Annotated in this window: 20 protein-coding genes and 3 pseudogenes; 4 read left to right on the top strand and 19 right to left on the bottom strand. The window is 37.6% G+C overall.

The genetic code is table 11. The features are described from left to right. Nucleotides 1–4: 4 nt before the first annotated feature. From OSO01_RS09985 to OSO01_RS24175, 4 genes and pseudogenes are all read right to left on the bottom strand, one after another. Nucleotides 5–751, bottom strand: a complete 747-nt coding sequence (locus OSO01_RS09985) for an alpha/beta hydrolase (RefSeq protein ID WP_147210359.1) — start codon at nucleotides 749–751, stop codon at nucleotides 5–7. 172 nt (nucleotides 752–923) lie between these two features. Next, on the bottom strand, nucleotides 924–1,160 hold the full coding sequence (secG, locus tag OSO01_RS09980) for a preprotein translocase subunit SecG (RefSeq protein WP_077601993.1): 237 nt from the start codon (nucleotides 1,158–1,160) through the stop codon (nucleotides 924–926). Nucleotides 1,161–1,377: 217 nt separating this feature from the next. Next, the gene (locus OSO01_RS09975; protein WP_246145114.1) at nucleotides 1,378–2,310 is read right to left on the bottom strand and encodes an IS200/IS605 family accessory protein TnpB-related protein; all 933 of its coding nucleotides are present in this window, start codon (nucleotides 2,308–2,310) and stop codon (nucleotides 1,378–1,380) included. Beyond that, a pseudogene (locus tag OSO01_RS24175) lies at nucleotides 2,262–2,723 on the bottom strand (hypothetical protein). Before OSO01_RS24175 ends, OSO01_RS09975 begins: the two are co-directional and overlap by 49 nt. A 58-nt stretch (nucleotides 2,724–2,781) precedes the next feature. Here OSO01_RS24175 and OSO01_RS09970 point away from each other — a divergent pair. From OSO01_RS09970 to ptsP, 3 genes and pseudogenes are all read left to right on the top strand, one after another. Then, nucleotides 2,782–2,943: pseudogene (locus OSO01_RS09970) on the top strand (transposase); the annotation flags it as partial. 160 nt (nucleotides 2,944–3,103) lie between these two features. Further along, a complete protein-coding gene (locus tag OSO01_RS09965; protein WP_147210288.1) occupies nucleotides 3,104–4,018 on the top strand; it encodes an alpha/beta fold hydrolase in 915 nt (304 codons plus the stop codon). Between the two features lie 127 nt (nucleotides 4,019–4,145). Then, the gene (gene ptsP / locus OSO01_RS09960) at nucleotides 4,146–5,861 is read left to right on the top strand and encodes a phosphoenolpyruvate--protein phosphotransferase (RefSeq protein WP_147210356.1); all 1,716 of its coding nucleotides are present in this window, start codon (nucleotides 4,146–4,148) and stop codon (nucleotides 5,859–5,861) included. Between the two features lie 53 nt (nucleotides 5,862–5,914). Here the strand turns inward: ptsP and OSO01_RS09955 are convergent, their stop codons facing one another. Beyond that, a complete protein-coding gene (locus OSO01_RS09955) occupies nucleotides 5,915–6,325 on the bottom strand; it encodes a GNAT family N-acetyltransferase (protein ID WP_147210287.1) in 411 nt (136 codons plus the stop codon). 173 nt (nucleotides 6,326–6,498) lie between these two features. Here OSO01_RS09955 and OSO01_RS09950 point away from each other — a divergent pair, with 173 nt between their 5' ends. Beyond that, nucleotides 6,499–7,272: a class I SAM-dependent methyltransferase gene (locus OSO01_RS09950; protein WP_307725842.1), complete on the top strand. Its 774-nt coding sequence runs from the start codon at nucleotides 6,499–6,501 to the stop codon at nucleotides 7,270–7,272. A gap of 77 nt (nucleotides 7,273–7,349) precedes the next feature. Here the strand turns inward: OSO01_RS09950 and OSO01_RS09945 are convergent, their stop codons facing one another. The 14 genes and pseudogenes from OSO01_RS09945 to OSO01_RS09880 all read right to left on the bottom strand — a co-directional run bounded on the left by OSO01_RS09945 (nucleotide 7,350) and on the right by OSO01_RS09880 (nucleotide 24,610). After that, a complete protein-coding gene (locus tag OSO01_RS09945) occupies nucleotides 7,350–7,628 on the bottom strand; it encodes a hypothetical protein (RefSeq protein ID WP_147210286.1) in 279 nt (92 codons plus the stop codon). Between the two features lie 289 nt (nucleotides 7,629–7,917). Continuing rightward, nucleotides 7,918–8,190, bottom strand: a complete 273-nt coding sequence (locus tag OSO01_RS09940) for a hypothetical protein (RefSeq protein WP_147210285.1) — start codon at nucleotides 8,188–8,190, stop codon at nucleotides 7,918–7,920. Between the two features lie 291 nt (nucleotides 8,191–8,481). After that, a complete protein-coding gene (locus OSO01_RS09935) occupies nucleotides 8,482–9,237 on the bottom strand; it encodes a sugar phosphate isomerase/epimerase family protein (protein ID WP_186813623.1) in 756 nt (251 codons plus the stop codon). A gap of 85 nt (nucleotides 9,238–9,322) precedes the next feature. After that, nucleotides 9,323–10,375: a Gfo/Idh/MocA family protein gene (locus tag OSO01_RS09930; protein WP_147210283.1), complete on the bottom strand. Its 1,053-nt coding sequence runs from the start codon at nucleotides 10,373–10,375 to the stop codon at nucleotides 9,323–9,325. A 2-nt stretch (nucleotides 10,376–10,377) separates the two neighbouring features. Beyond that, the gene (locus tag OSO01_RS09925) at nucleotides 10,378–11,388 is read right to left on the bottom strand and encodes a Gfo/Idh/MocA family protein (protein WP_147210282.1); all 1,011 of its coding nucleotides are present in this window, start codon (nucleotides 11,386–11,388) and stop codon (nucleotides 10,378–10,380) included. A 63-nt stretch (nucleotides 11,389–11,451) separates the two neighbouring features. Beyond that, nucleotides 11,452–12,531: a Gfo/Idh/MocA family protein gene (locus OSO01_RS09920; RefSeq protein WP_147210281.1), complete on the bottom strand. Its 1,080-nt coding sequence runs from the start codon at nucleotides 12,529–12,531 to the stop codon at nucleotides 11,452–11,454. A 136-nt stretch (nucleotides 12,532–12,667) separates the two neighbouring features. Continuing rightward, a pseudogene (locus OSO01_RS09915) lies at nucleotides 12,668–13,534 on the bottom strand (sugar phosphate isomerase/epimerase family protein). Between the two features lie 355 nt (nucleotides 13,535–13,889). Continuing rightward, nucleotides 13,890–15,509, bottom strand: a complete 1,620-nt coding sequence (locus OSO01_RS09910) for an extracellular solute-binding protein (RefSeq protein ID WP_147210280.1) — start codon at nucleotides 15,507–15,509, stop codon at nucleotides 13,890–13,892. Between the two features lie 54 nt (nucleotides 15,510–15,563). Continuing rightward, nucleotides 15,564–16,469 carry a carbohydrate ABC transporter permease gene (locus OSO01_RS09905; RefSeq protein ID WP_147210279.1) on the bottom strand — a complete coding sequence of 302 codons (906 nt, stop codon included), beginning with the start codon at nucleotides 16,467–16,469 and terminating at the stop codon, nucleotides 15,564–15,566. A 15-nt stretch (nucleotides 16,470–16,484) separates the two neighbouring features. Further along, the gene (locus OSO01_RS09900; RefSeq protein WP_147210278.1) at nucleotides 16,485–17,477 is read right to left on the bottom strand and encodes an ABC transporter permease; all 993 of its coding nucleotides are present in this window, start codon (nucleotides 17,475–17,477) and stop codon (nucleotides 16,485–16,487) included. A 575-nt stretch (nucleotides 17,478–18,052) separates the two neighbouring features. Continuing rightward, nucleotides 18,053–19,666 (bottom strand): extracellular solute-binding protein, encoded by a 1,614-nt coding sequence (locus tag OSO01_RS09895; RefSeq protein ID WP_147210277.1) that lies wholly within the window; start codon nucleotides 19,664–19,666, stop codon nucleotides 18,053–18,055. A gap of 203 nt (nucleotides 19,667–19,869) precedes the next feature. Beyond that, a complete protein-coding gene (locus OSO01_RS09890) occupies nucleotides 19,870–21,462 on the bottom strand; it encodes an extracellular solute-binding protein (protein WP_147210276.1) in 1,593 nt (530 codons plus the stop codon). Nucleotides 21,463–21,718: 256 nt separating this feature from the next. After that, on the bottom strand, nucleotides 21,719–23,968 hold the full coding sequence (locus OSO01_RS09885) for an AraC family transcriptional regulator (RefSeq protein ID WP_147210275.1): 2,250 nt from the start codon (nucleotides 23,966–23,968) through the stop codon (nucleotides 21,719–21,721). Between the two features lie 21 nt (nucleotides 23,969–23,989). Next, a complete protein-coding gene (locus OSO01_RS09880; protein WP_156984876.1) occupies nucleotides 23,990–24,610 on the bottom strand; it encodes a YesL family protein in 621 nt (206 codons plus the stop codon). Between the last annotated feature and the right edge of the window lie 105 nt (nucleotides 24,611–24,715).

Here is a 24,715-nt window from a genome sequence, read left to right as displayed (position 1 = left end):
TAGTTTATACTTCCCAATTTAAGTTTTCTAAAAACATATAGATATCTTCGTGAAGCTGTTCCTTTTCTTTATCCATTGTAATAACATGACCTGAATTGGGGTACCACTTAATCTCTTTTTGTGTAGATTCTACATTATTATAAATATAATTAGCACTGTCCTTGTTGATCATTTCATCCTTTTCTGCCTGGACAACAAAAGTTGGTGTATAGATCATATCAATATTTGATTTTACTTCTTTAATGGTAGCTCCTACACCCTTAAACAGCTCCTTGGAATTTTCCATTAATGTATCCAATTCTTCTTCAATAACAGCTTCATCCTTTTGTTCGAGCTGTTTAAACTCTCTGGAAAACTCCCGAAAACCCTTCGTTAGCTGCTCCTCATTATCAAAAAACATCGGTGCACACATAGATACCATACCTTTAATTTGCTCAGAATAAGCAAGTTTTAAACCTAATACCCCTCCAAGAGAAAGACCCGCTACAGCAATTTCCTTATAACCTAAATCCTTCAAATAGTTATATGCGGCTTTTACATCTGCCCACCACTGTTCCGGATTACTTTTAATTAATTCCTCCGGAGGGAGCCCGTGCCCGCGATAAATTGGCGCATGGCTCGTATAGCCTTTCTTTTCTAAAAACCGTCCAAGCATACGGACATCTGCAGAATGACCTGTAAATCCGTGTAATAATAAGACAGCACGCTCTCCAGCTTCAAATGTAAATGGCTGCGGCAGCTTTATTTTCACAATCATCCATTCCCTTCATCTTCTCTAAATCATTTTTTCCAAATTCATTTCTAGTATACCCTGTATCGTTATAGAAGTGTGTTCAAAAAGGCTGGTAAAGCGTACTTTTTAAACTTCCCCTTTAAGCGGAAATAAAAAAACCTTACCACAAAACTGTGATAAGGAATAATATTTATTGTAATACGTACGCTGCCAGGAAAGCTAATAAAAAGAACAGCACACCTGTAACAATTGTTAAACGATGAAGCACTAAATCAATTCCGCGTGCTTTCTGTTTTCCAAATAACTGCTCTGCACCACCAGAAATAGCTCCAGAAAGACCAGCGCTTTTTCCAGACTGCAGTAACACAAGTGCAATCATAACGATAACGTCAATTACTAATAAAACATTAACCACAGTTAACAACATGTTTCCATACTCCTCCTATGTTCCGACAATCCCTAGTCTTTACTTTATCATACTTTGAATTTGTTGTGCAAGGCAGATTTGTGAATTACCAGGGGAAAATCAATATTTTATCAAATTGTAAAAGTGGACGAATTAATCAGCATGTGAACCTCCCTCACCAAATCTAAGATTTGAAAGGGGCTTCTATTGACTTAAATACAGCAAACAGCACGCATAATCACGCACCATTAGTACGTAACGCCTGATGTAAGCTAATTAATGAAGCCAATGTCAGCCGAGTTCTAGTTACTAAGGAAGGAACTTTTGCCTCCAGTAGTAACCTTTTCTTTTCAGAAAAGGACTTAAGGAATTCTCTAATAAAATACCGTGCTCCTATATTATAAGAAGCACTTAAATCTGCGTGATAGACTTTATCATTTTGATAGGCGGCAAGGTCTTTTTTATGATTCCGTTTCACTTCTCCAGAACCGTCAAAAGCAAGTGCGGAAGTATACTTAGCACTTACTCGTCGAATACGTATGCCCTTGTAATGGGCCATCTCTTCGGCTTTACTTTGAATGCCCAGCTTGCTCCAATGATGTACTTTATGACGTAACTTTTTTGCACCATACATTCCCTCTGGGTGTTTCATTTTACCAAGGTACTCAAATACGATGATATCTGCTTGATGATCGACAGCGAATTTGATAATTTCTGAAGATGTATGATGCACGATATGTTTCTTTAGACCATTAATTCGTCTCCAATAGTTTGGTGCATTTACATACCCAGAATGACGTTGAGCTTTCTTTAGTTTGTTGATTTTTGTGTACATACGGTCTTTTTCTACCGGTTGATTAATAAATTTCCTGCCGATGACAGTTCCAGCTGAACGCATTGCGCAACAAACCGCAGAATACGTTATACCTAAGTCTACAGAAACGATGACTTGTTCTTTTAATTTTGTTTTATTTAATGTAATCTTTTTCTCATAAGAAAAATGAATGAAATACTTTTTGCCTGTTTTTACTAAGGTAGGGTTATTTTCTTTCCAACCGGCAATTCCACGATTCTTTAAATTTTTATGATGGAAAGCAATCGTTACCCAAACCCAATCATTATTTAGGAAAACTTTGATTTTTGTTTGATTGCTAGATAATTGTTTAAACATATTCCCTTTATAAAACACCGGAAACGCTTCATGCCTAACAGATAAAACAGGGGCTGTTTCTTAAAACGCTTACCATTTACAATTGATTCGCTTTTTTCATCCAACCAGTTTTGATAGTTAGAACGATAACTTTTTACAATTCCATAACCTTTAGAAATGGCAGATTAAGAAGGGAACTTATAAAATGTTGCGTCAAAATCACATTTTGGGCAGGGGTTCGTTTTGGTGTGATGCGTTAATTTTTCTACAGCGTTTACCAACTCTTTCGTGCTTAAATTTTCTAAAACAGACCATTCCGTATTTATAACATCTACTAGAAAAGATAGTGCCTGCCGATAGATAGCAAGTGTAGGTTCGAAGGTTTTCGAACTGTGAGAGGTTATTTTATTTTTAATCGTTTTCGTCTGTTGCATCAACCAACCCTCCCTTATATATGTGTTATAATCACATTGTAAAACAAACCGTTGTAAAACGGTATCCCCAAGATATATACGAAAGGAATTCGCTGTATTCTTAGCGCCATATTATTGGAAACCTTATTTTTGGAGTAGGAGCTATCTTATCCTTTCGACAGAAGGAGCTTCTTTAAAAGTAATCAAAAACTATATCGAAAACCAAGACCGTGAAGGCTGACCCCCACTAATTGCTTTTCAATTTGAAGGGGACTGCGCCTTCACTTTTTGTCCAAACAGATAGCATTTGTTGTCAACCTGTCTTCAAAGTATAATAAAAATAACAGCGTTATATACAAAATTATATGAAGAATGACAGGGATAATAAAGGGGGAGACTAAATGCAGTTGAAAGAAGATTGGCTGGAGTCCTCTGATGGCACCAGTATCTATATTAAACAGTGGCTTCCTGATAAACAAGCAATCGGAATCCTTCAGATTGCACATGGAATGGTTGAGCATATTGAACGCTATCACGACCTTGCTTCTTATTGTACTTCCCTCGGATTTATTGTTATTGGCAGTGATCATCGCGGCCATGGTAAAACCGGGGATAAAGGAATACAAGGATACTTTACAGAAGAAAATGGATTCCAGCGTGTTGTTACAGACCTTTATGAAATTATGCAATTTGGAAAAAAAGCCTTTCCACACCTCCCGTACTACTTTCTTGGGCATAGTATGGGCTCCTTCTTAATGCGGAATTTTATTCAGCATTACAGCGCTGAAATAGATGGATTAATATTAACCGGTACGGGACACTACTCCAGAATTGTCACAGCAGCAGGCAAAAGGGTTGCTTCCTTTTTACCGCCTCTGAGTCCCTCTCCATTGATGAATAAGCTTGTATTAGGGAGCAGTAAAAAGCGGAATAAACACTATAAGCATGCATGGCTGACCAGAGATAAAACATTTGCAGCTTCCTACGAAGAGGATGCCTATACCGGCTTTATTCCAACAGCCCGTTTTTTCTACGATCTATTAGAAGGTATCTATCAAACAAGAAATCAAAAACTCAATCAAAGCATTCGTAAAGGCCTCCCTCTTCTCCTTATCAACGGAGATCAGGATCCGATTGGCCAATATGGAAAAGGTATATGGAAAACAGCTGTTCTTTTTCAAAAAAGCGGTATGACAAATATTACCGTTCTGGTTTATGAAGGAGGAAGGCATGAGCTGCTAAATGATACATGCCGGGAAGAAGTATTTGCGTTTATAGGAAACTGGCTGAAAACGCTCTGCAATACCAATAATTAACACTTCTTTCAAATACAGAAAAACACTTGCAGCTGGCATTTATTACTTGCACAATGACCTGCGCTAATTTAGTATATATATGTTATAATGATGTTTAAAGCTTTACTAAAGAAAGGATGCTCTCATGATGAAAAAAATGAATGGAATTGCTGCATCTAGTGGAATTGCCATTGCTAAAGTATATGAACTTAAGGAACCAGAATTAAATTTCGAAAAATCTTCAATTGATGATCCAGGAAAAGAGATTGAACGTCTTGACAGCGCACTGGAAGTTTCCAGAAAAGAACTGGAGAAAATCAAAGAACATACATTAAAAGAGCTCGGAGAAGAACATGCAGAAATCTTCTCTGCACATTTGCTTGTATTAGGAGATCCAGAGCTTATTAACCCGATAAAAGATAAAATCAATGATGATAAAGTAAATGCAGAAGCAGCTTTAGATGAGGTTGCTACAATGTTTATCGGGATGTTTAAAGGAATGGATAATGAGTATATGCGTGAACGTGCAGCTGATATCCACGATGTAACAAAACGTGTGATGTCTCATTTACTGCAGGTTACCTTCCCTAATCCAGCCTTAATTGATGAGCAGGTAATTGTCATTGCCAGAGATTTAACCCCTTCTGATACAGCACAATTAAATCGTGAATTTGTAAAAGGGTTTGCAACAGATATCGGCGGCAGAACTTCCCATTCAGCAATTATGGCCCGTTCATTAGAGATTCCAGCTGTTGTCGGCACAAAAGAAATTACCGGCGCAGTGAAAAAAGACGATCAAATTATTGTTGACGGAATTGAAGGAAAGGTTATTATTAACCCGACAGAAGAAGAAATTAAAGTATATGAAGAGAAGCAGGCTGCCTTTGCTAAGCAGCAGGCAGAATGGGCAAAATTAAAAGACGAGCCTACTTTCTCTGCTGATGGTGAACAGGTAGAGCTGGCTGCAAATATTGGTACACCTGATGACGTTGAAGGTGTTCTTAATAATGGCGGTGAGGGCGTCGGCCTTTATCGTACAGAATTCTTATACATGGGTAACTCTGAATTACCTTCAGAGGATGTTCAATTTGAAGCATATAAAACAGTGTTAGAAAAAATGGGAGACAAGCCTGTCGTTGTAAGAACACTTGATGTCGGCGGCGATAAGGAAATCAGCTATTTAGATATGCCGCATGAAATGAATCCGTTTTTAGGATTCCGTGCAATCCGTTTCTGTTTAGAAAATGAACATGTATTCCGTCCACAGCTTCGTGCTTTATTACGTGCAAGTGCATACGGCAATTTAAAAATCATGTTCCCGATGATTGCTACATTGGAAGAATTCCGTCAGGCAAAAGCATTACTGCTGGAAGAAAAAGAAAATCTTCAAAAAGACGGTGTAGAAGTTTCTGAGGATATCGAAGTTGGTATTATGGTAGAAATTCCATCTACTGCAGTTATTGCAAAACAATTTGCAAAAGAAGTTGACTTCTTCAGTATTGGAACAAATGACTTGATTCAATACACTATGGCTGCTGACCGTATGAATGAGCAGGTATCCTATCTGTATCAGCCGTACCATCCAGCAATTCTGAACTTAGTAAACAATGTTATTGAAGCAGCTCACGCAGAAGGTAAATGGGCTGGTATGTGTGGTGAAATGGCGGGAGATTCTACTGCTATTCCATTACTTCTTGCACTCGGTCTGGATGAATTCAGCATGAGCGCTACTTCTATCTTACCGGCAAGAACGCAAATTCTTGGACTTAATAAAAAGGAACTTGCAGCACTTAAAAATGAATTCCTTTCTCTAAGCACAGCAGATGAAGTTGTTGCATTAGCTGAAAAAACAATAAATAAATAAGATGATGAAAACCTGTGATTATTGTTTTGTCCAAACAATAATCACAGGTTATTTTAGTACATTCGGTACATTCCTACAGAATTGGGAGCTGTGTATTGAAATCCAAATTGTTCATATAATTTATCAGCCGGAATATCTGCAATCAGACTGACATATGAACCTTTGTATGTATGGCTATCTAAATAATTCATAATTTCCTTCATCACACGTTTTCCAAGCCCTTGTCCCTGATAGCTTGGTTTAACTACAATATCAACTACATGAAAAACAACTCCTCCATCACCAACAACTCTCCCCATACCTATTAACGTATCTCCATCATAAATAGATATAGCAAACAGAGTATTAGGAAGCCCAATTTCAATTGCCTTTCTTTCCTTGCTGCTGAGCCCGGCTTCTATTCTTAATTCATTAAATACTTCAACACCTGGTGTCTGATACTTGATTTGATAATGTTCATTCATTTCCTTGTCATCCTTTTCGACAGTTTATTCTATTTTAACATTTAAATATATATCCAAATAAGCTTCCATATAATATTTTCTTATCTAACCCTATTAAAAACCAATATTATACTTAAATAGTCTACAAAGCTATAATTAATTATAACGATAAAAATTACTGAGGAGGAGATGCGTTGGATTTTCATAGTAAAGATAATATGTACAGCTATACAAATCGTGAAGTCGATATGACATGGAAGGAGAAAATAAAAGAGCTGATTGATATTGCTTCTATTCACCAGGCTGCAGATATAGGATGCGGAGGCGGTATTTATTCTAAAGCTTTGGCTGATATCGGAATTCCCTCTGTATCAGGTATCGACTATTCCAAGCCGATTTTAGAAGGAGCCGTGAAACACTGCAGCAATTACTCCAATATTTCCTTTCAGCTCGGTTATGCTAATAATACCGGTTTAGAGTCGGGCAGTGCAGATTTCATTTTATCCAGAGCATTAATCCATCATATAAAAGACCTAGGTTCTGTATTTGTTGAAGCATACAGGGTATTGAAAAGTGATGGCTGTTATCTTATTCAGGATCGCACATTGGACGATTGCTTGCTGGAAGGAAGTAACGAGCATATTCGCGGCTACTTTTTTGAAGCTTTCCCGAAATTAAAGGAATTTGAAAAGAAACGAAGACGCTCCAGCGATAATATAAAATTAAGTCTTCAGCAAGCAGGTTTTCGAAAGATTGAAGAGCATCGTCTATGGGAAATAAGGAAGACATATAAAAACAAACAAGCACTCCTGGATGATATTCAATCCAGAGCCGGACGCAGCATCATGCATGAGTTATCTGATGCTGAATTGGCATCTTTAATTAACTATATCGATCAATCTATCGGTGATATAGAAGAGCTTGTGGAAAAAGACAGATGGACGTTGTTTAAAGCTGTGAAGGGATAAATTTTTATGAGCGGGCTTGTGCTACAACTTTTTTTCAAGCCCGCGCTGCTATCCAGTATTTAAAAACATGAATATCACTATCTTTTTCTCGCTATTACAGTTCCTATCCCTGTAATCCAGATATAAGCAACAAAGAAAATCCACAAATAAGCAATAGATACTGATTCAGCTCCCAGAAGACTGAATATAAATATTCCCATAAATAATACAGCTAAGGAAACATAAGATACGTATGCGGAAAAACGAAATATATTATGCTTTACTCTTTCATCTGCTTCTGGAGTATTATCTTTTTTACGTTTGTACTTAATAAATGCAAATACTGCTAAAATAATTGCCCCGGTTAATCCCCCCAATAATACTTCATATGGAAATTCTTCCCCTTGAAAAAAGTAAAGATATCTTTACTAATTTCCGTTCTTTTATTAATCGAATAATGATATTACTTTTCTGTAAAGTGCATTCTAATCATCTAAAACTTTATAAGTACTCCTTTATCATCGATTATATAGCCGACGCCAGCCGTATAAAATAAACTGTAACCATTTATAAATCTCAACGTCAATTCATACTCATTTGCTTCGTCTCTTATTCTGTCTACATTATTAATCCGATATAATCTATACCCATCATTTATATATTGCTTTACTTCATCTCCTGCAATAATAAAATTCTGATTATCTTCAGGTATATATAATCCGAAAAATCAGTAAACTTATCCGGAAATTGCCCTGACATTTCAGCCTCTATTCTTTCAATCGCATTCACCGAAGTTTCCGCATTGTCCTCAACCATCTCAGCAAAGTTAACGGGTAAAGAAAAAGTTAAGTTAAATATCCACATAATCAATGAAACGGCAATAATCAATAATAATATAAAATTAAATAACTTACTTAACTTTGATTTAGGCTCGTGCAAATAATACCCCCTCTTCTTTCAACATTTTCAGGCTGTTTAAATAACTCACAGTTATGTTCAATCATTATATACTTCTTATCAATGTGTATACCCTGATTTTTAAAATAATAAAAAAGCCACCCGTAAGGCGACTAAAAATTTTATTTATCTGATAAATTCTTCCTGATACTAATCCTATACTAGTTAGAACCATATCTAAAATAATCAGATCTCGCTTATGTATATTAGAAAGAGCCTCTCTTATTTAAATCGAGAGCTCTTTCCTTTAAATTCTTGTTAACGGGATTCTTCCTATAAAAAAATCTTATTTAAATTATTAATATTGGTTCTAGCACTTTCCAGCGGATCACCGACAAAATCTTCCTGTTCCACTATAAACCAGTTAACCCCATTCTCTTTTCCAACACGGAGCAATGTTTTTATATCAAGCATGCCCGCTCCTATCTCTATACTTCGTCTTTTACCGTTCTCTTCTTTCATATCTTTTATATGGAGAGATATAATCCGCCTCCCATATTTTCTGATAATATCAGTCGGGTCATAACCTGCGTGCGTTGCCCAGTAACAGTCCAATTCAATCTGTACAAGTTCCTGTTCTGTCTGACCGAATAAAAGCTCAAAACCTGTTTCGCCATCAAACGTCTCAAATTCAAAGTGATGATTATGATAAGCAAATATCATCCCGTTGTCCTTGCATATTTGTCCAATTTCATTTAATTTTTGAGCTGTCCGTTGATAATCTGCTCTAGTTTTTCGGTCTGTTTCAGGCAGCCAGGGACAAATCAGCAGGCTGTTCCCGATTTCCTGATTATAAGCAATCGTCTCTTTCAGCTTGTCCCCGGTCAATTCATCAAGGCCTGTATGACTGCCAGCTGCACCAATCTGTTTATTGTCCATTAATCTTTTCAAATTCATTGCAGGCGTCTGAAAGAATCCTGCAAACTGAACTCCCTGATAGCCCATATCTGCTACAAGGCTGATAGTCTCTAATAAATTATCTTCTGCTGTATCACGAACAGAATAAAGCTGCAACCCAAATTCACCCATAATTCCATCTCCCATCTGTTTGTAATTTCTTTATATAATCACTTTCATCCGATTGATTTGATAGAAATGCCATTTATAAATCAGCTTATTCAGCGAAAAATTTAACCGGTTCTCCTTTATCGGCAGATTCATAAAGTCCATTAATAATTTTTTGAAGAATCACCCCCTGTTCTGCCGTACTGATTGGCTGGTCCTCATTCAAACAGCAATCTATGAATCTTTCCATTTGCAATTCGTAATTATCTTTCGCCGGTAGAAAAGATGGTGTAGTATCTATTAATGTTTGATGTTTTTCCTGGTAAATTTTTAAAGGAAAAACATCTGCACCTCCGCTTTCACCCATCAAAGAAACAGACATTTCATCATGTTTCTCTGTATTTGCGGCAAACGCCGATTCCAAAATAATCGATGCTCCATTTTTAAACGTCACCATTCCCCGTGCCATATCTTCTATCGAGAAGTTCTCCCAGTCCCAATGTCCTGCCAAGCCGACACCCGGTTTATTGCCGAGCTTCTGATAAGTAACACCAAAAACAGTATCCGGTTCCGGGTATCCCATCAAGTAAAGGGCAGCATCCAGCATGTGCACACCAATATCAATAAGCGGGCCTCCCCCCTGGAGTTCCTTGTTCGTAAAGACACCCCAGCCTGGGATTCCACGACGTCGGATTGCATGTACCCTCGCAGCATAAATTTCACCAAGTTCATTTTCATCAATAAACCGCTTTAAAGTATCTACTTCCTGTGTATGTCGAAAACTCAGCCCATAAGTTAATATTTTCCCATACTGCTTTGCTGTTTCAGCCATTTTTTGAGCCTCCTCCACCGTCATCGCGGGAGGTTTCTCACAAATAACATGACAGCCTGCCTGAAGCGCTGCAATTGTCACTTCAGCATGAAACTTATTAGGTGTACAGACGCTTACGGCATCAAGCTCTACTTCCTTCAACATTTCCTGGTGATCTGTAAAAACTTGATTAATATTAAATGTTTTGGCAACAGCTTTCGCATTCTCTTTGGCCACATCTGTGATAGCAACAATTTCCACCTTGTTCTTTTGCTTTAGATAATTTGGGATATGCACCGTTGCCGCAATGCCTCCTGCTCCTATAATACCGACACGTAACGCCTTTTCCATTACTATTCCCCCAGCAATTCAATTAGTTCAATCCGGCGATTTTCTTCTTGTGATAAAGCTGCCGCTTCGTTAAGACGGGTTAATTGAATAACGTCTTCTTCTGTGATAGTTGGTTTCGATTTGCCCTGTATTGCTGCAGCCCACTGTTCCATTGGAATTGGGAGAGGCTCCTGTGCATCTTCTGGCTGTATCCATCCACTCCCCTCGAATTGACTGCTTCTTAAACGAATCTGTTCATCTTCAATAAGCAGTGTCCCTTCTGTTCCATAAAGTTCTAATTGAAAAGGGCTTCCATTTGATAAAAAGCTTGTTTCAATAATGCCCAAGCTGCCTGATTCATATTCCACAATAACAACAGCATTATCATCTGCACCAAGATTTCTTATGGAATGGAGTGATGCTTGCAATGCTTTCGCAGGACCAGCGAGCCGATTAGTCAAATAGAACGGATGCGCCCCAAGATCAATGAGCGCCCCTCCCCCACTCTGTGCTGCATTAAAAAAACGTTCCGGGAGCCAACCGTATTTTCCATCTCCAGCAGCAACTGCACCATTATGCGCAAACCGGCAGCGAATTGTGGTTAAATCTCCAAGCCATCCTTTGTCTACTGCCTTTTGTGCGTACACATAATAATTCGCTGTTAGTCTCGGCATGGAAACCATCAGTTTTACCTGATTTGCTTTCACAGTTTTATAGATTTCTTCACATTCTTCAACCGTAAATGCCAATATCTTTTCCGTAAATATATGCTTTTTATGTTCTGCTGCGGCGATAATGATATCTTTATGCAAACTTGTCGGTGTCGTAACAACAACAGCATCTATTTCCGGATTGTCCAGGACGGTTTGGAAGTTCACTTCAAAAGGAACTCCCAGTTCGTCTGCCCATTTCTTTCCCCGCTCTTCCTCCTCATCCCAGACAAGCTGGACAGAAAGGTGTTCGTTTTCTTTCACTTCTCTTGCATAATCATCTGCATGTACATGCCATCTGCTAAGTAATGCTACATTTATCATTTTTTTCCTCCTCAGTTAAGGCAACATATTATTTGTTAAATATTTTTTTAGAAAATACTCCAATTAAAAATAAACTGCTTTCCCTGTTTTCGCAGATTCATAGATCGCCTCCAAAATTTGCGTAACAACAAGTGTTTCTTCTGGTTTTACCGTTGGTTCTGTATCGTTGATAATACTTTCTATCCACAATCTCGCTTCCAAATCGGCATCATTTTCCGCTTTTCCTTCATAAAAGGCCACACCGCTGGTTGAGAGATCAATCTCATTGGTATATAGTTTTCCAAAGTCCTCCCCATTAATTCGCAAGCCGTTTTTCATATCTGCGCCGCCCTCGGTACCACTGAGCGTACACTTTGCTTCATCCACATCTAATGAATTCAATGCCCAGCTCGCTTCCAGAGTAATCGTTGCCCCATTCTCCATTGTAATAAAACCGAATGCGGAATCTTCTACCGTAAATTTTTCCGGATCCCAAGGCCCCCATGCATTCGCGGCATCTTTCTTTTTGCCTAATTTATGATACGTGTTTCCCATGACAGACTTTGGTTTATAATTGTCCATCATCCATAAGGTAAGATCAAGCGCATGTGTTCCAATATCAATTAATGGTCCACCGCCCTGTTTTTCTTCATCCAAAAATACACCCCATGTTGGTACAGCCCGACGTCGAATCGCGTGTGCCTTCGCGAAATACACCTCCCCTAAATCTCCACGTTCAGTTACCTGATGCAGATGCTGGCTGTCTGGTCTAAAGCGGTTGTTGTAGCCAACCGTCAATTTCTTCCCAGTCCGGTGTGCTGCTTCTACCATTTGTTTTGCTTCCTCTGAGGTTTTGGCCATTGGTTTCTCGCACATTACATGCTTCCCGGCTTCCAGTGCAGCAATCGAGATTTCTGCATGAGAGATGTTCGGAGTCAGAACATGCACCACATCAATCGTCTGATCCTCCAATAATTTTTGGTAATCTTCATATACTGTCGCGTCTTCTGTTCCATATGCTTGAGCCGCTTTTACTGCTTTTTCTTTCTCAATATCACAGAATGCTGTTAATGCTACTTCCTTTATTTTTGATAGGCTTGGAAGGTGTTTTCCATTAGCAATTCCTCCGCACCCGATAATAGCCACATTTAATTTTTTCGTCATATTCAAATTCCTCCTATTTTTTCAAAAAAGTTTTTACCTTGTTCATCAATTAAAGATTCAAAATGCATTTCAAAAATGGAGCAGGCGCCAATAATACCAGCTTTAATTCCCTCCACTGCCGGCCCCTTTTCTTATTTCAGATTTCATTCCAGATATTCTGAACATTGTTCAAACTAATTTTAGTAGCTTGTCTGCATTCTTCCATTCATTCGAATTCAATTGAAATGTATCCATCATAGCCGGATTGCTTGATGACATGGATGATATCGTACAAGTTGATATCTCCATGTCCACTGATTGCTCCGCGTAAATAATTACCTGAAGCTGTTTGAAACCAGCCTTCACCAAGATAATGCGCAGATTCTAGACGATAATAGAAATCCTTGATATGAATCATAGATGCATCTTTTATATTTTTCTTCACGGCAGCAACAGGGTCTTCATCCACACAGAGGAAATTTCCGACATCCAAAGTCGTTTTAAAATTTTCCCGATCCACACTGCTAAGTAAACGCTGAATTCGGTCGCTTGCCTAAACATAAAAACCATGATTTTCAATGCTGGTCACAATATCGTATTTCTTTGCGTAGTCAGCTATCCGTTGACAGGCTTCCACCAGCCGCGGCAGGTCTTTTTCAAACTGTTGAATCGACGTTTCCTGGATCGGTTTAAATGAAACATCATGCCGCATCCGCTTAACTCCTAATGCGTCAGCGACATCTACTTCTTTTTTGACACGCTCCACCTCCTGTTCATATGCTTCTGCTGTAGCCGGCAGAAAATCTGCACCAATAGCATAATTAGAAATTTCAATTCCAACCTCTTTTACTCTTTCTTTAATTTTTTTAATTAAACCCGGATTATCGGTCAATGTATATCCCATTGGCACCAATTCAATATGCTTTCCTCCCTGAGCTGCTGTCAAATCAATAACATCCAAAATGGTCATTTCTCCGACATTCAGCGCCTTCACTAAACTATAAGAACTTATCCCAAGCTTCATTTTCGAACACCTCCAGCAGTTATTTGTTTCCTTTTCATATATCTAGTGTGTTTAAAATTTTCATGTCTGAAGGGACTGTGCCTTCCCAAGAAAACGATGGTATGATCCGCGCTTGCCCTGTATGTCTCTACACAATCCTCTATTTCTTCACATTCCAATATTAAATGGCTGTTATATCCTGGCTCTTTCATAAGTTTGACGACCTTCTTTCTGCTATTTGCCGCAAATTCATTTCAAAGTATTCAAACATACTTTTTTCTGGCGGTAAGTCGAAAGCGATTACATCATTCTATATGCATTTACTACTCAACTATTTTAACCTATCGACATGTTTTTTCACATCGTCCTTTCGTTGTTAATCATTTTCTTTCCAGCGATTATAAGCATCCTGATAAATCTCCACGTAACGTTTGATATTCATCTTTTCAATGGTATCAACATAATTATCCCAGTTGGATAATGGCTCCACACCTGTAATAAATTTCGCCTCCATTTGTTCTACATAAGAATTCAAGTCCACTTCAATATTGTTTACTTCTTTTTGCTCCTCTTTTGTCAAATAAACAAGAGGATATCCGATTTCGCCAAACGGTTCAATCTTTTCCGCTGTTTCTTCCTTAATAAATTGTTCAAATTGAGTATCTTCTCCCAAACTATCCAGATCATTTCTTAATGACGGTGTTGTAATACCATAGTCGGGAGTAAGCGAACCCCGATAATCCTCTGAAGACTCATATCCTTCCGGTGTATCAAGCTTCTGCTTCGTTCCTTCTTCTTCATCTTCCCACTCCCATAGATGCCCTTCTGGTCCCATATTCAAATATTCAAATCCTTCTTTGGAGTAGAAATAATCAATCCAGCGAATCGATGCTTCTGGATTCGGATTACTTTCTGAAATAGAGAAGGCTCCTCTGGACATCCCGTGACCAAGAGGAATTACAGGCTCTCTGGAATCGTCATTCGTCAAAGGATAGAACATTGGATTCCCGACAGCTTCTTCTTCCGGTTCTCCAGTAGTAAAGAAAGAGTACCAATCCGGGAAAACACCAATGCGGCTGTCTTGACCTTTGGCCTTTTTCTGTTCATCAGACTGAGAAAATGTTTCCGAATCCAATAACCCTTCTTCATAAAGTTTATGCATATACGTCAAATACTCTTTATATGCTTCTTCCATTGGGGCATAACGCACTTTTCCGTTATTTTCTTCAATTCCCCATTCCTTGATACCAAATGCAGCAAGCAGCCATGGACGGGAGCTTTCCATTTTTACATCCAATAACGGAATTTCATCAGCTTGTCCATTTCCGTTTGGATCTTCTTCTTTAAACCGTTTCAATAATTCATAGAATTCATCTGTAGTTTTGGGTAATTCCTCAACTCCTAGTGCTTCCAGCCATTTCCCGTTATACCATAATGGCCCTGTATACCATTGTGCAGTTGTTTCATCACTGACCATCGGTAAGGAGTAGATGTGGCCGTCAACGGTTGTAATTGACTTTTTAATATCCGGTTTTTCTTCCAGCAGTTTTTTCAAATTCGGTGCATATTCTTCAATCAATTCTTCCAGCGGTATAAGTACACCCTGCTCTCCATAATCAACCTCCATCCCAGGTGTCAAATTATCTGTGCCTGCACCGTAAATGATATCCCCTATGTCCCCGCTGGTAAAGGCAAGGTTCAGCTTTGTCTGAAAATCACTGGCCGGCGGCGTAACGTATTTGAATTGAATGTTGGTCTTCTCTGTATAGTCCTTCAGCAGCTCCATATTTTCCCACTCTTCGATTCCGTTTCCTGGAGCCATCATTGTTAATTGTATTTCTTCATCCACAATAGGAAATCCCTCTTTGTTGACCTCCGCTTCTGCTGCTTTTTGTGCATTTGCATCTCTTTTTTGCGTTTCTTCATCTGAACCGCATGCTGCCATTATGGTGATGAATAGCATTAAAGTTACTAGCAGCCTCCAAGTTTGTTTCATTGTTATTCTCCTTTCCATTTTACAAATAATCCATAAATTTCATATTATTCATCTCTAACCTTTTAGCGAGCCGATCATAACACCCTTTACGAAGAAGCGTTGTAAAAATGGATATATAATAATAATCGGCAAGGTGGAAACAATCATTACACCATATTTGATAACTGCTGCAAGTTGTTGCTTACTGTGCATTGCTTCTGCCATACTTCCTGTTACATCCGTGTTCTGTGAAGCCATTTCTTGTAAAACAAGTATTTCCCTCAAAACCAGCTGAAGCGGAAACAGTTCTTTGTCTGATAAATAAATCAATGCATTAAAGTAGCCATTCCAATGTCCTACACCATAGAATAGTCCCATTACTGCGATAATAGGCATAGACAAAGGCAATATGATTTTGAAAAACATTTTAAAGTTAGATGCTCCGTCAATAATTGCCGCTTCCTCCAGTTCTTTCGGGATCGTTGACTGGAAAAACACCCTGGCAATAACAATATTCCAGACAGCCGCTGCATTTGGCAGAACCATTGCCCAAATGGTGTCGATTAACCCAAGACTTTTTACAACCAGATAAGTAGGAATCAACCCGCCACTGAAAAACATAGTAATTACGAACATTGCCATGAATAAATTTCTGCCCGCAAAATCCTTCCTCGACAAGGCATATGCTGCAGGTATAGTTACGGCAAGATTAATTGTTGTCCCCAATACTGTATAGAATAGGGTATTTAAATACCCTTTCCAGATTGCACCATTTTCAAAAATAATGCGATATCCTTCAAACGTAATTCCTTTAGGAAAAAGCCACATTTTTCCTGAATTCACATCGGCAGGGTCACTAATAGATGCACTGATTATATATACCAGAGGATACAATACAATTAACGTAGCAAAACCCAGGAAAACGTAAATCAGAATTTTTATAATCTTATCGGTCATTGTTTCACTGATAGCTGAATTCATCAAAACCCTCCCTTTTTACCATAAACTTGTTTCTGATCGTTTTTTTGCAATTTGGTTAACAGTTATAAGCAGAATTGCGTTAATTACTGAGTTAAATAGACCGACGGCAGCTGCAAAACTGTACTGTGCGTCCAACAATCCAGCCTGATAAACAAATGTTGCGATAACATTAGACGATTCCAAGTTAAGCGGATTTTGTAAAAGCAAGATTTTCTCGAACCCCATTGCCATGATATTTCCCAGGTTCATAATTAACAGTATAATCATCGTCGGTACGAGAGCGGGAATGTTGATATGCCAAATCCGCTGCAGTCTGGTTGCTCCATCTACAATTGCTGCTTCATGATGCTGTGGATCCACTCCGGAAAGCGCCGCCAAATAAATAATCGTTCCCCAGCCAGTGCTTTGCCATACGCCGGAAAAAACATATACTGTCTTAAACCATTTCGGATCACTCATAAAAGGAATTGGATCGAATCCCAATAATGTAAGCCCGTGGTTTATAATCCCCGTTGCAGGAGAAAGAAAAGCAATAATCATACCAGCCATTACTACAACTGATATAAAATGGGGTGCATAAGTGACTGTTTGTACCGTTCTTTTATATAGCCCATCCTTTGCTTCGTTTAAAGCCAGCGCCAAAATAATAGGCAGTGGAAATCCGATGATTAATTCATACACGCTGAGTCCCAACGTATTCTTTATAAGATCCCAGAAATAATATGAATCAAAAAATCGTTTAAAATGTTCCAGCCCTACCCATTCGCTTCCCCAAATTCCGCTCGAAGGAATAAAATCTTTAAAAGCAATTTGAATGCCGTACATTGGAATATAATGAAAAATAAAAAAATATAAAAAGGCAGGTAAAATAAATATGTACAGCTGCCAATTCTGTAATATTTTTTTATTCTTCTTTTTTGGCTTCGGCAGTTTTGTCGGAACTTTCCTGCTTTTTGGTGTTTGCTGCTTTTCTTCCTCGGTTAACACCGTTGCCGTATTTGAATCCATATCCTTTCCTCCTCTCATGTAACTGCTTTCATTCTAGATTTTTCTGAATAGAGATTCAATATGTATATTTGGTTAAAACTTGTCGCCATTCCCTGCAAGAATCGCTTTACCGCCCGCCCACCAATAAACTTAAATATTTAAGATATGTTAAATTTGTTCATCTATGTCAAATACGTTGAAACCATGATAAACGCTGTAATAGCACCGTTTACAAATTATGTAGTAATCAAACCATCTACTGATTTTCTCTCTTCTGCGTATAACGCAAAAGGAAAATCAGTCCTCCGCCAAAAGCTAATAAAAAAGCTAATAAAAGAATTCGAGACATATTGGATATACTTGATTAACCAAGTATGGCCGATCCCGTAATTTTCTTATCAACTGGATAGTATCATCACAGTAGAAATAAGTGACATCCACATTTCCAAGACATATGAGAAGTCTATAAAAAAGCCTGATATAAGCTCGTTTTAAAAAACAAGTTATCAGGCTTCTTTTCCCTATTTACATTTCTATTTAGCGAATGAATTAATTTAATTATATATATTTCTTAGTTTTATAGTTAGACTCAACTTCTATTGATCACTTTCTTTCCATCGATCATAGGCTTGCTGATAGATTTCCACATATTCTTCTGTATTCATTTTCTGAACTGTTTCTACATAATTATCCCAATTGGATAATGGTTCTACGCCTGTAATAAACTTTGCTTCCATTTGCTGGACATAGGATTTCAAATCCACTTCAATCGTATTAACTTTCTTTTGCTCGTCTGTTGTTAAATAGACTAAAGGAAAAGGTACTTCAGCATAGGGTTCGATTTTTTCTTTTGTTTCCGCAGCAATAAATTTATCGAAATCTGATTCTTCTAATCCACGGATTGGACCACTCTTTGTTGGTGTCGGAATCCCGTAATCCGGAGAAATAGTGGCTCGGAAATCTTCCCTGGAATCATAGCCTTGAGGGACATCGAGTAATTTTCTTTTTTCCCCTTCCCACTCCCAAAGCTCTCCTTCCGGTCCCATGTTTAAAAATTCATAGCCTTCTTGCGAATAAAAATAATCAATCCATCTAATCGATGCTTCCGGATTAGGATTTTTATTTGTAATAGAGAAGGTTCCTCGCTCAATTGCAGGATTTCTCGGTATAATGGGCTCCTCTGAAACAGGGCTTGTCAAAGGCTGGAACATCGGATTGTTCATCGATTCGTCTTCAGCTTCTCCAGTGGTAAAAAATGAAAAGTAATCTGGAAAAGCTCCTACTCTGTTATTCTGTCCTTTTGCCTTCTTTTGTTCATCTGCTTGTGAAAATGTCTCCGAGTCCAATAATTTTTCGCTATAAAGTTTATTCATATACGTTAAATATGATTTATACTCCTCTGTAATTGGGGTATATCGGACTTTTCCATTCTGTTCTTCAATCCCCCACTCCTTCATACCAAAAGCTCCTAACATCCAATGACGTGTGCTATCCATGTTCACATCAATCATCGGGATCTCATCGGCTTCCCCATTTCCATTAGGATCTTCATCTCTAAAACGAACCAGTAGTTCATAAAATTCATCTGTTGTTTCAGGTAATTCTTTTACATCAAGCGCTTCCAGCCATTTTCCGTTATACCAGATTGGTCCTTTGTACCAGATTGAGGTTGAACCGACAGACACTCTCGGCAAGGAATAAATATGTCCGTCCACAGTAGTGATAGATCTTTTTACATCCGGATTTTCTTCTAACATTTTTTGGATATGTGGAGCATATTCTTTAATTAATTCTTCTAAAGGAATTAATAATCCTTGTTCCCCGTAATCTACTTCCATCGCGGGAGTTAAATCATCAGACCCGGCAGCGTAGATAATGTCTCCCATATCTTCACTTGCAAAGGCTAAATTAAGCTTCGTTTGAAAATCATTCATTGGAGGGGTGGTGTATTTAAATTTAACATTTGTCATATCTGAATAGGCAATTAAAGTTTCCATATTGCTCCACTCCTCCATACCGGCACCTGGCGCCATCAGGGTCAACTCTATCTCTTCATCTACGATAGGAAAACCTTCTTTATTTACATCTACACTTGCAGCATGTTCCATTTTTTTATTTTCTACATCATCTACCTTCTCCGTGGAAGCACATGCTGTCAATATAGACATCAATAAGGTAACAGCTATAAATAATTTCCAAATCTTCCTCATTTTAATCCCCCAATATAGTAATTTATTAACTTTTTTATTTAAAATCGCTCCATAAGTCCAGCAATCATTGAGATAGTACTACAATAGAATTTTTCACTATTTCTCTATATAGAAAGATAGCCGGACAAAACTTATTTTTTAAGAACATTGCCCGGGTCGACGGACTTTTAGGGTTTACATATTAACGAAAGCAAGTAGGAAATCTAGTTACTCCTCCAGTTGTCATAGGCCTCCTGATGAATTTCAACATATCTGTCAATGCCCATCCCCTTAATTGTTTCTACATATTTATCCCAATTTGATATCGGCTCTACACCGGTGATAAATTTTGCTTCCATCTGTTCCACATATGACTCCAAATCTACTTCAATCGTATTTATTTCTTTTTGTTCTTCTCTTTTTATACTTACTTCAGGAATAGCAACCTGGTAATATGGTTCTCTTTTTTCTTCTGTTTCATCAATTGTAAAAAGAGCAAAAGCATCAGGCTCTTCTTTTACCTCAAGAGGAGGATTTAAAAATGGTGCTGCAATTCCATATGATGGTGTTAACGTCTTGCGGTATTCTTCTGTATTGTCATATCCTTCAGGCAGGGGAAGCTGATTTCTTTTATTTTTTTCTTCGTCAGCCCATTCCCATCTATATCCTTCAGGCCCTTGGTCAAGGTATACTCCTCCATCCTCCGTATAAAAATAATCTGCCCATCTGATAGATGCCTCCGGATAAGGATTTTCTTCCGTTAAAATAAAAGCGCCACGGTTAAAACCTTGCGATGCAGTAACAATTAATTCATCAGACACCGGACTTGTTAATGGAACAGTCATTGGATTATTTACTGCTTCATCATTTGCCTCACCAGTTAAAAAGTAAGAATAGTAACCTCCCAGCAGACCAATTTTATTTTCCTGTCCTTTTGCGTTTACTTGATCTTCAGATTGAGAAAATGTCTCGGGATCCAGCAAGTTCTCCTCATATAACCTGTTCATATATATTAAATATTCTTTATAATTTTCGGTTATTGGCGCATAGCGAACTTCGCCATCTATTTCTTCTATACCTTGGCTTTTCAAACCGAAAGCGTTCAGAAATAACATTCTGATGGGGTCCATTCCTTCACTGCTGATTGGAATTTCATCCGCTTCCCCATTTTCATTTGGATCTTCATCCCGGAATTGAATTAATAAATCATAAAGTTCATCTGTTGATTCAGGCAGCTCCTCTACTCCTAAAGAATCCAGCCATTTTCCGTTATACCACACTGGGTTCACCCATTTTCCTCTATGATCCGTATTAATATGCGGCAAAGCATAAATATGACCGTCTGCTGAAGTAATCGATTTTTTGATATCCGGTCTTTCTTCCAGCACTTTTTTCATGTTCGGTCCATACTCCTCGATTAAATCCTCTAAAGGTAAAAATAGACCCTGCTCTCCGTATTCTCCTTCCATACCTGAAGTCAAATCAATTGGTCCATAAATAATATCGTCTAAATCACCGCTGGATAGAGCAAGATTTAAGTTTGTGCCAAAATCACTGGCCGGAGGAGTATTAAATTCAAAATGTATATTGGTTTCTTCTGCATAATCTTGAAAAAAGGGCATATCCTTCCATTCTGTACCTTGTGCATTCGGCCCCATCATCGTCATCGTAATTTCTTCATCAACAATTGGAAAACCTTCTTTTCTTACTTCTACATCAACGGCATGTTGTTTATCCTCCTCAGCCCCCGATGAACAAGCTGATATAAAACACGCTGCAACGATTGTAACAACTGACATCATCACTCTATTCCCCATCCATAATCTCCTTTCTTACTCTTTTATAGTGAGTTGATAGATTTCTGCAGAATTTACAGTACCTCCTTTTTTGTAATGCTTACATATTAGTGCTTTTTGAAACCGTTTTCAATATGTGTATTTGCGTATGAATTGTCACTGTTACTAGGCAACATTTGTTTACAAAGGTTTTATACTTTATGTGATATGTAAAACTTGTCCAACTATGCTGATTATTACAAAAATGAGGAGAACCTCTTGGTTCCCCTCATTTTTATTATCGATTAAACCTGCGATATTGTCCTGGTGTGATACCAACATTCTTTTTGAATTTCCTGGTAAAATTAGCAACATCCTTATATCCGACATTCAAAACAATCTGTTTGATTGAATCATTGCTTTTTACCAATTGCTGTTTAACATAATTCATTCTTAGCTCTTGTACATATTCAGAGAAATTTACACCGGTTTGGTCTTTAATAAAGCGGCTGACATAAGATGCCGATAGTTGGAATTCAACTGCAATTTTCCCCAGTGACAGGTCGTACTGATCAAAATTGAGCTGTATATAGTTTAGAATATCTTTTCGTAACTGATCATTATGGCTTTCTTTATCTTTTGCAACTTCCTTGCAGACCTCCTGAATCATTGTCAGCAAATCTCTATGCAGCTGTTCAGACGAACTAAATTCTGCAAGTTTATCAATATTTTGTATATGGTTCCTGAGCCCAAGATCCGATATTGTTTTAATAACCGTATTAATAATATCGTAGTATATCAACTTCACAGCATGCAGTGGAAGCCCTCTCTTTGTATGCAGCGAAAAAATGTCAGTTAACGTTTCCTTTGCTACTGCCACATCACCCTGTTTTAAACTCTGCACCAGTTTTATTTGTTCTTCTCTAGGGTAACCGAAGACCTGCTCCTGTTCCAAACTTATATCTTCAAAGTTAATAATGCTTCCCGCTGGATACATAAATTTATAATCCATAGCTGCCAGTGCTTCAATGTAGGAACGATTTATTGATTTTTTTTCATTACAAATTCCTCCCGCACTAATTGTAGGCTCCGAGGAAAGCCTCTCTCTCATATAATACTGTACTTCTCTAATTACCTGTCCCCTTTCTTGCCCAGCATTCCCATGTCTTTTCTCTAAGCCGATAATCAACGCGAATGTGTCATTATAAAGTAAATTGACAGCCTGCCCAACGGCATTCGTCAGTGCAAGTTCCGAAAAATCCTTTAATACTTTCTCCCTTATTTCTACCTCATTTGCTTTAACATTTTTTTCCTCAAAAAAGATTATGGCAACAAAGTAGGCTTCAGCTTTTATTGGAATATGCAATGTATCCAGCATCTTCTCTATTTCTTTCTCATCATTTATATCTCCTCTTAGCAAACGGACCAACAGTTGTTCTCTTGCAAAAGGCTGTTGTAAATCGACGGTTTCATTAATCATCTGATAATCGTGATAAATATGCGAAATACGGTGTTGAATAGTCTCCAACTCATTTTTATTTTCATTATTAAGGCCGCCATTTGTCAGTTCAAATAATTTTTTTATCGGCTTGTACTGATTTCTGCCCAAATAAACTGCAAGCACAATACCCAACACAAAAATCCCTGTTATAATCAAGAGAATTAATTGCTTTGTATGCTGCAATCTTTCAAAAAACTGTTCCGTATCCAGGATCGTTACAAATGTCCAACCACTGTCATCCGATTTAACAGTTGAACGTGAATATTCATTCCCATTAATTTTTAAATTATCGATCCCCTGCTTGTTTCCAATAATCTTATCCAAATCTGACTGTGCAATATCTTCATCATGTATTGCAGCTGCAACCTCTTCATTATTTTCATTCAAAATATATGCATTTCCTTCAAAATCGCCAAGAATGGTTTCCATCTGGTCATTCATCATAGATTCCTTAATAAAAAACATCACCGTTCCATAAGGCGTCGGATTATTTGGTGCAATTGGGAACAAATAAGCGACAACACGTTCCTTATTTCCTTCATTTGTAATGATATTTTCAGCAGATTTAATCATTGGCAAATTCGTATGTAATTCTTCTATAAACTGTTCTTTTTCCCAATCCTCAAACTGGTATTTTCTTTCTAAGAGTACATTAAGCGGGTAAGAGCCATTGGTGGAATACAAAATATCTTTTGAATGATAATAAACAAATAATTCTTCTATAATGGAACTATTTGCTTTATATTTTTTCAACTCATCGATGGCCTCACCACCGTAATAATCATCACTCACCATGTAGGGAGTTAAACGGGGATCATAGGATATTCTTGCAGCAAGCGTTTCCAATTCATTCATTCTTTCATCTGTCAATTGTTTTACTTGTTCAAGTTTACTGATATTGGCCTGTTCAATTTCTTCACGTAAACTGGAAACCGAATTCTTGTATACGATAAAACTTAAAACAGAAAATGGAACTAGAAATATTAATAAATAGGAGACAATATATTTGTATAATAAGCGGGATTTTAACCATTTAAATTTAGACAACTCCCTGGCCTCCTTTTATTTTTAATTCATCTTTTTTTCTTCCAGTTGAATAAAAGCTCTATGAGCAAACCATGTAATAGGAAAAATAGTCAATGACGCTCCCAAAAAAAAAGTCAGCACCGGAAGATATATAAATAAATAATACAGCAATAAAATGCATAACAGCATAGCAATTGTTTCAAAAGGCCGGGCAAATGCAACGAAGAAGGATTGCTTGAAATATTGAAAGTATTTTAATTTATAACGTGAAAATACAGGAAAGAAATATAAAAGAACCACGATATATAGTAAAACGATAAGTAATAATAAAGAATGGATAAACGCAGATTGGATTACTTGTTTAGATATATTCAAATCCATATATAGAAAGACGCCTATACCCAGAAGAACAATTCCCAGCCCATTCGATCTTAAAAATTGTTTCTTATATGTATGAAGAAAAACCTGAAAAATAGGCGCATCGTATCCTTCCTGGAACCATTTACTTATAACTGTAGTCACCGAAACAGTTGCTGGAATAACTCCAAAAAGACCAAGTCCTAATATAGTAAACATAAGCCAGAGTATCTGTAAATAAATCATTTTAGATAACCAATTTCCAAAATCGTAAAAAACCTTAATAAAACCGCTTAGTGCTGACATATTTCCCCTCCCATTTAATGTTATCGGCCTCTCATTCATAAATTGTTCGATACATCCGAATCTTCTTATTTATCAAATAATGAAAATTACAACTTACCCTCTCTG

Source organism: Oceanobacillus sojae, assembly GCF_007991515.1.
Lineage (GTDB): Bacteria > Bacillota > Bacilli > Bacillales > Amphibacillaceae > Oceanobacillus > Oceanobacillus sojae.
Note: the sequence above shows the minus strand (reverse complement) of the source record. Positions and strands in the feature narration are given on the sequence as shown.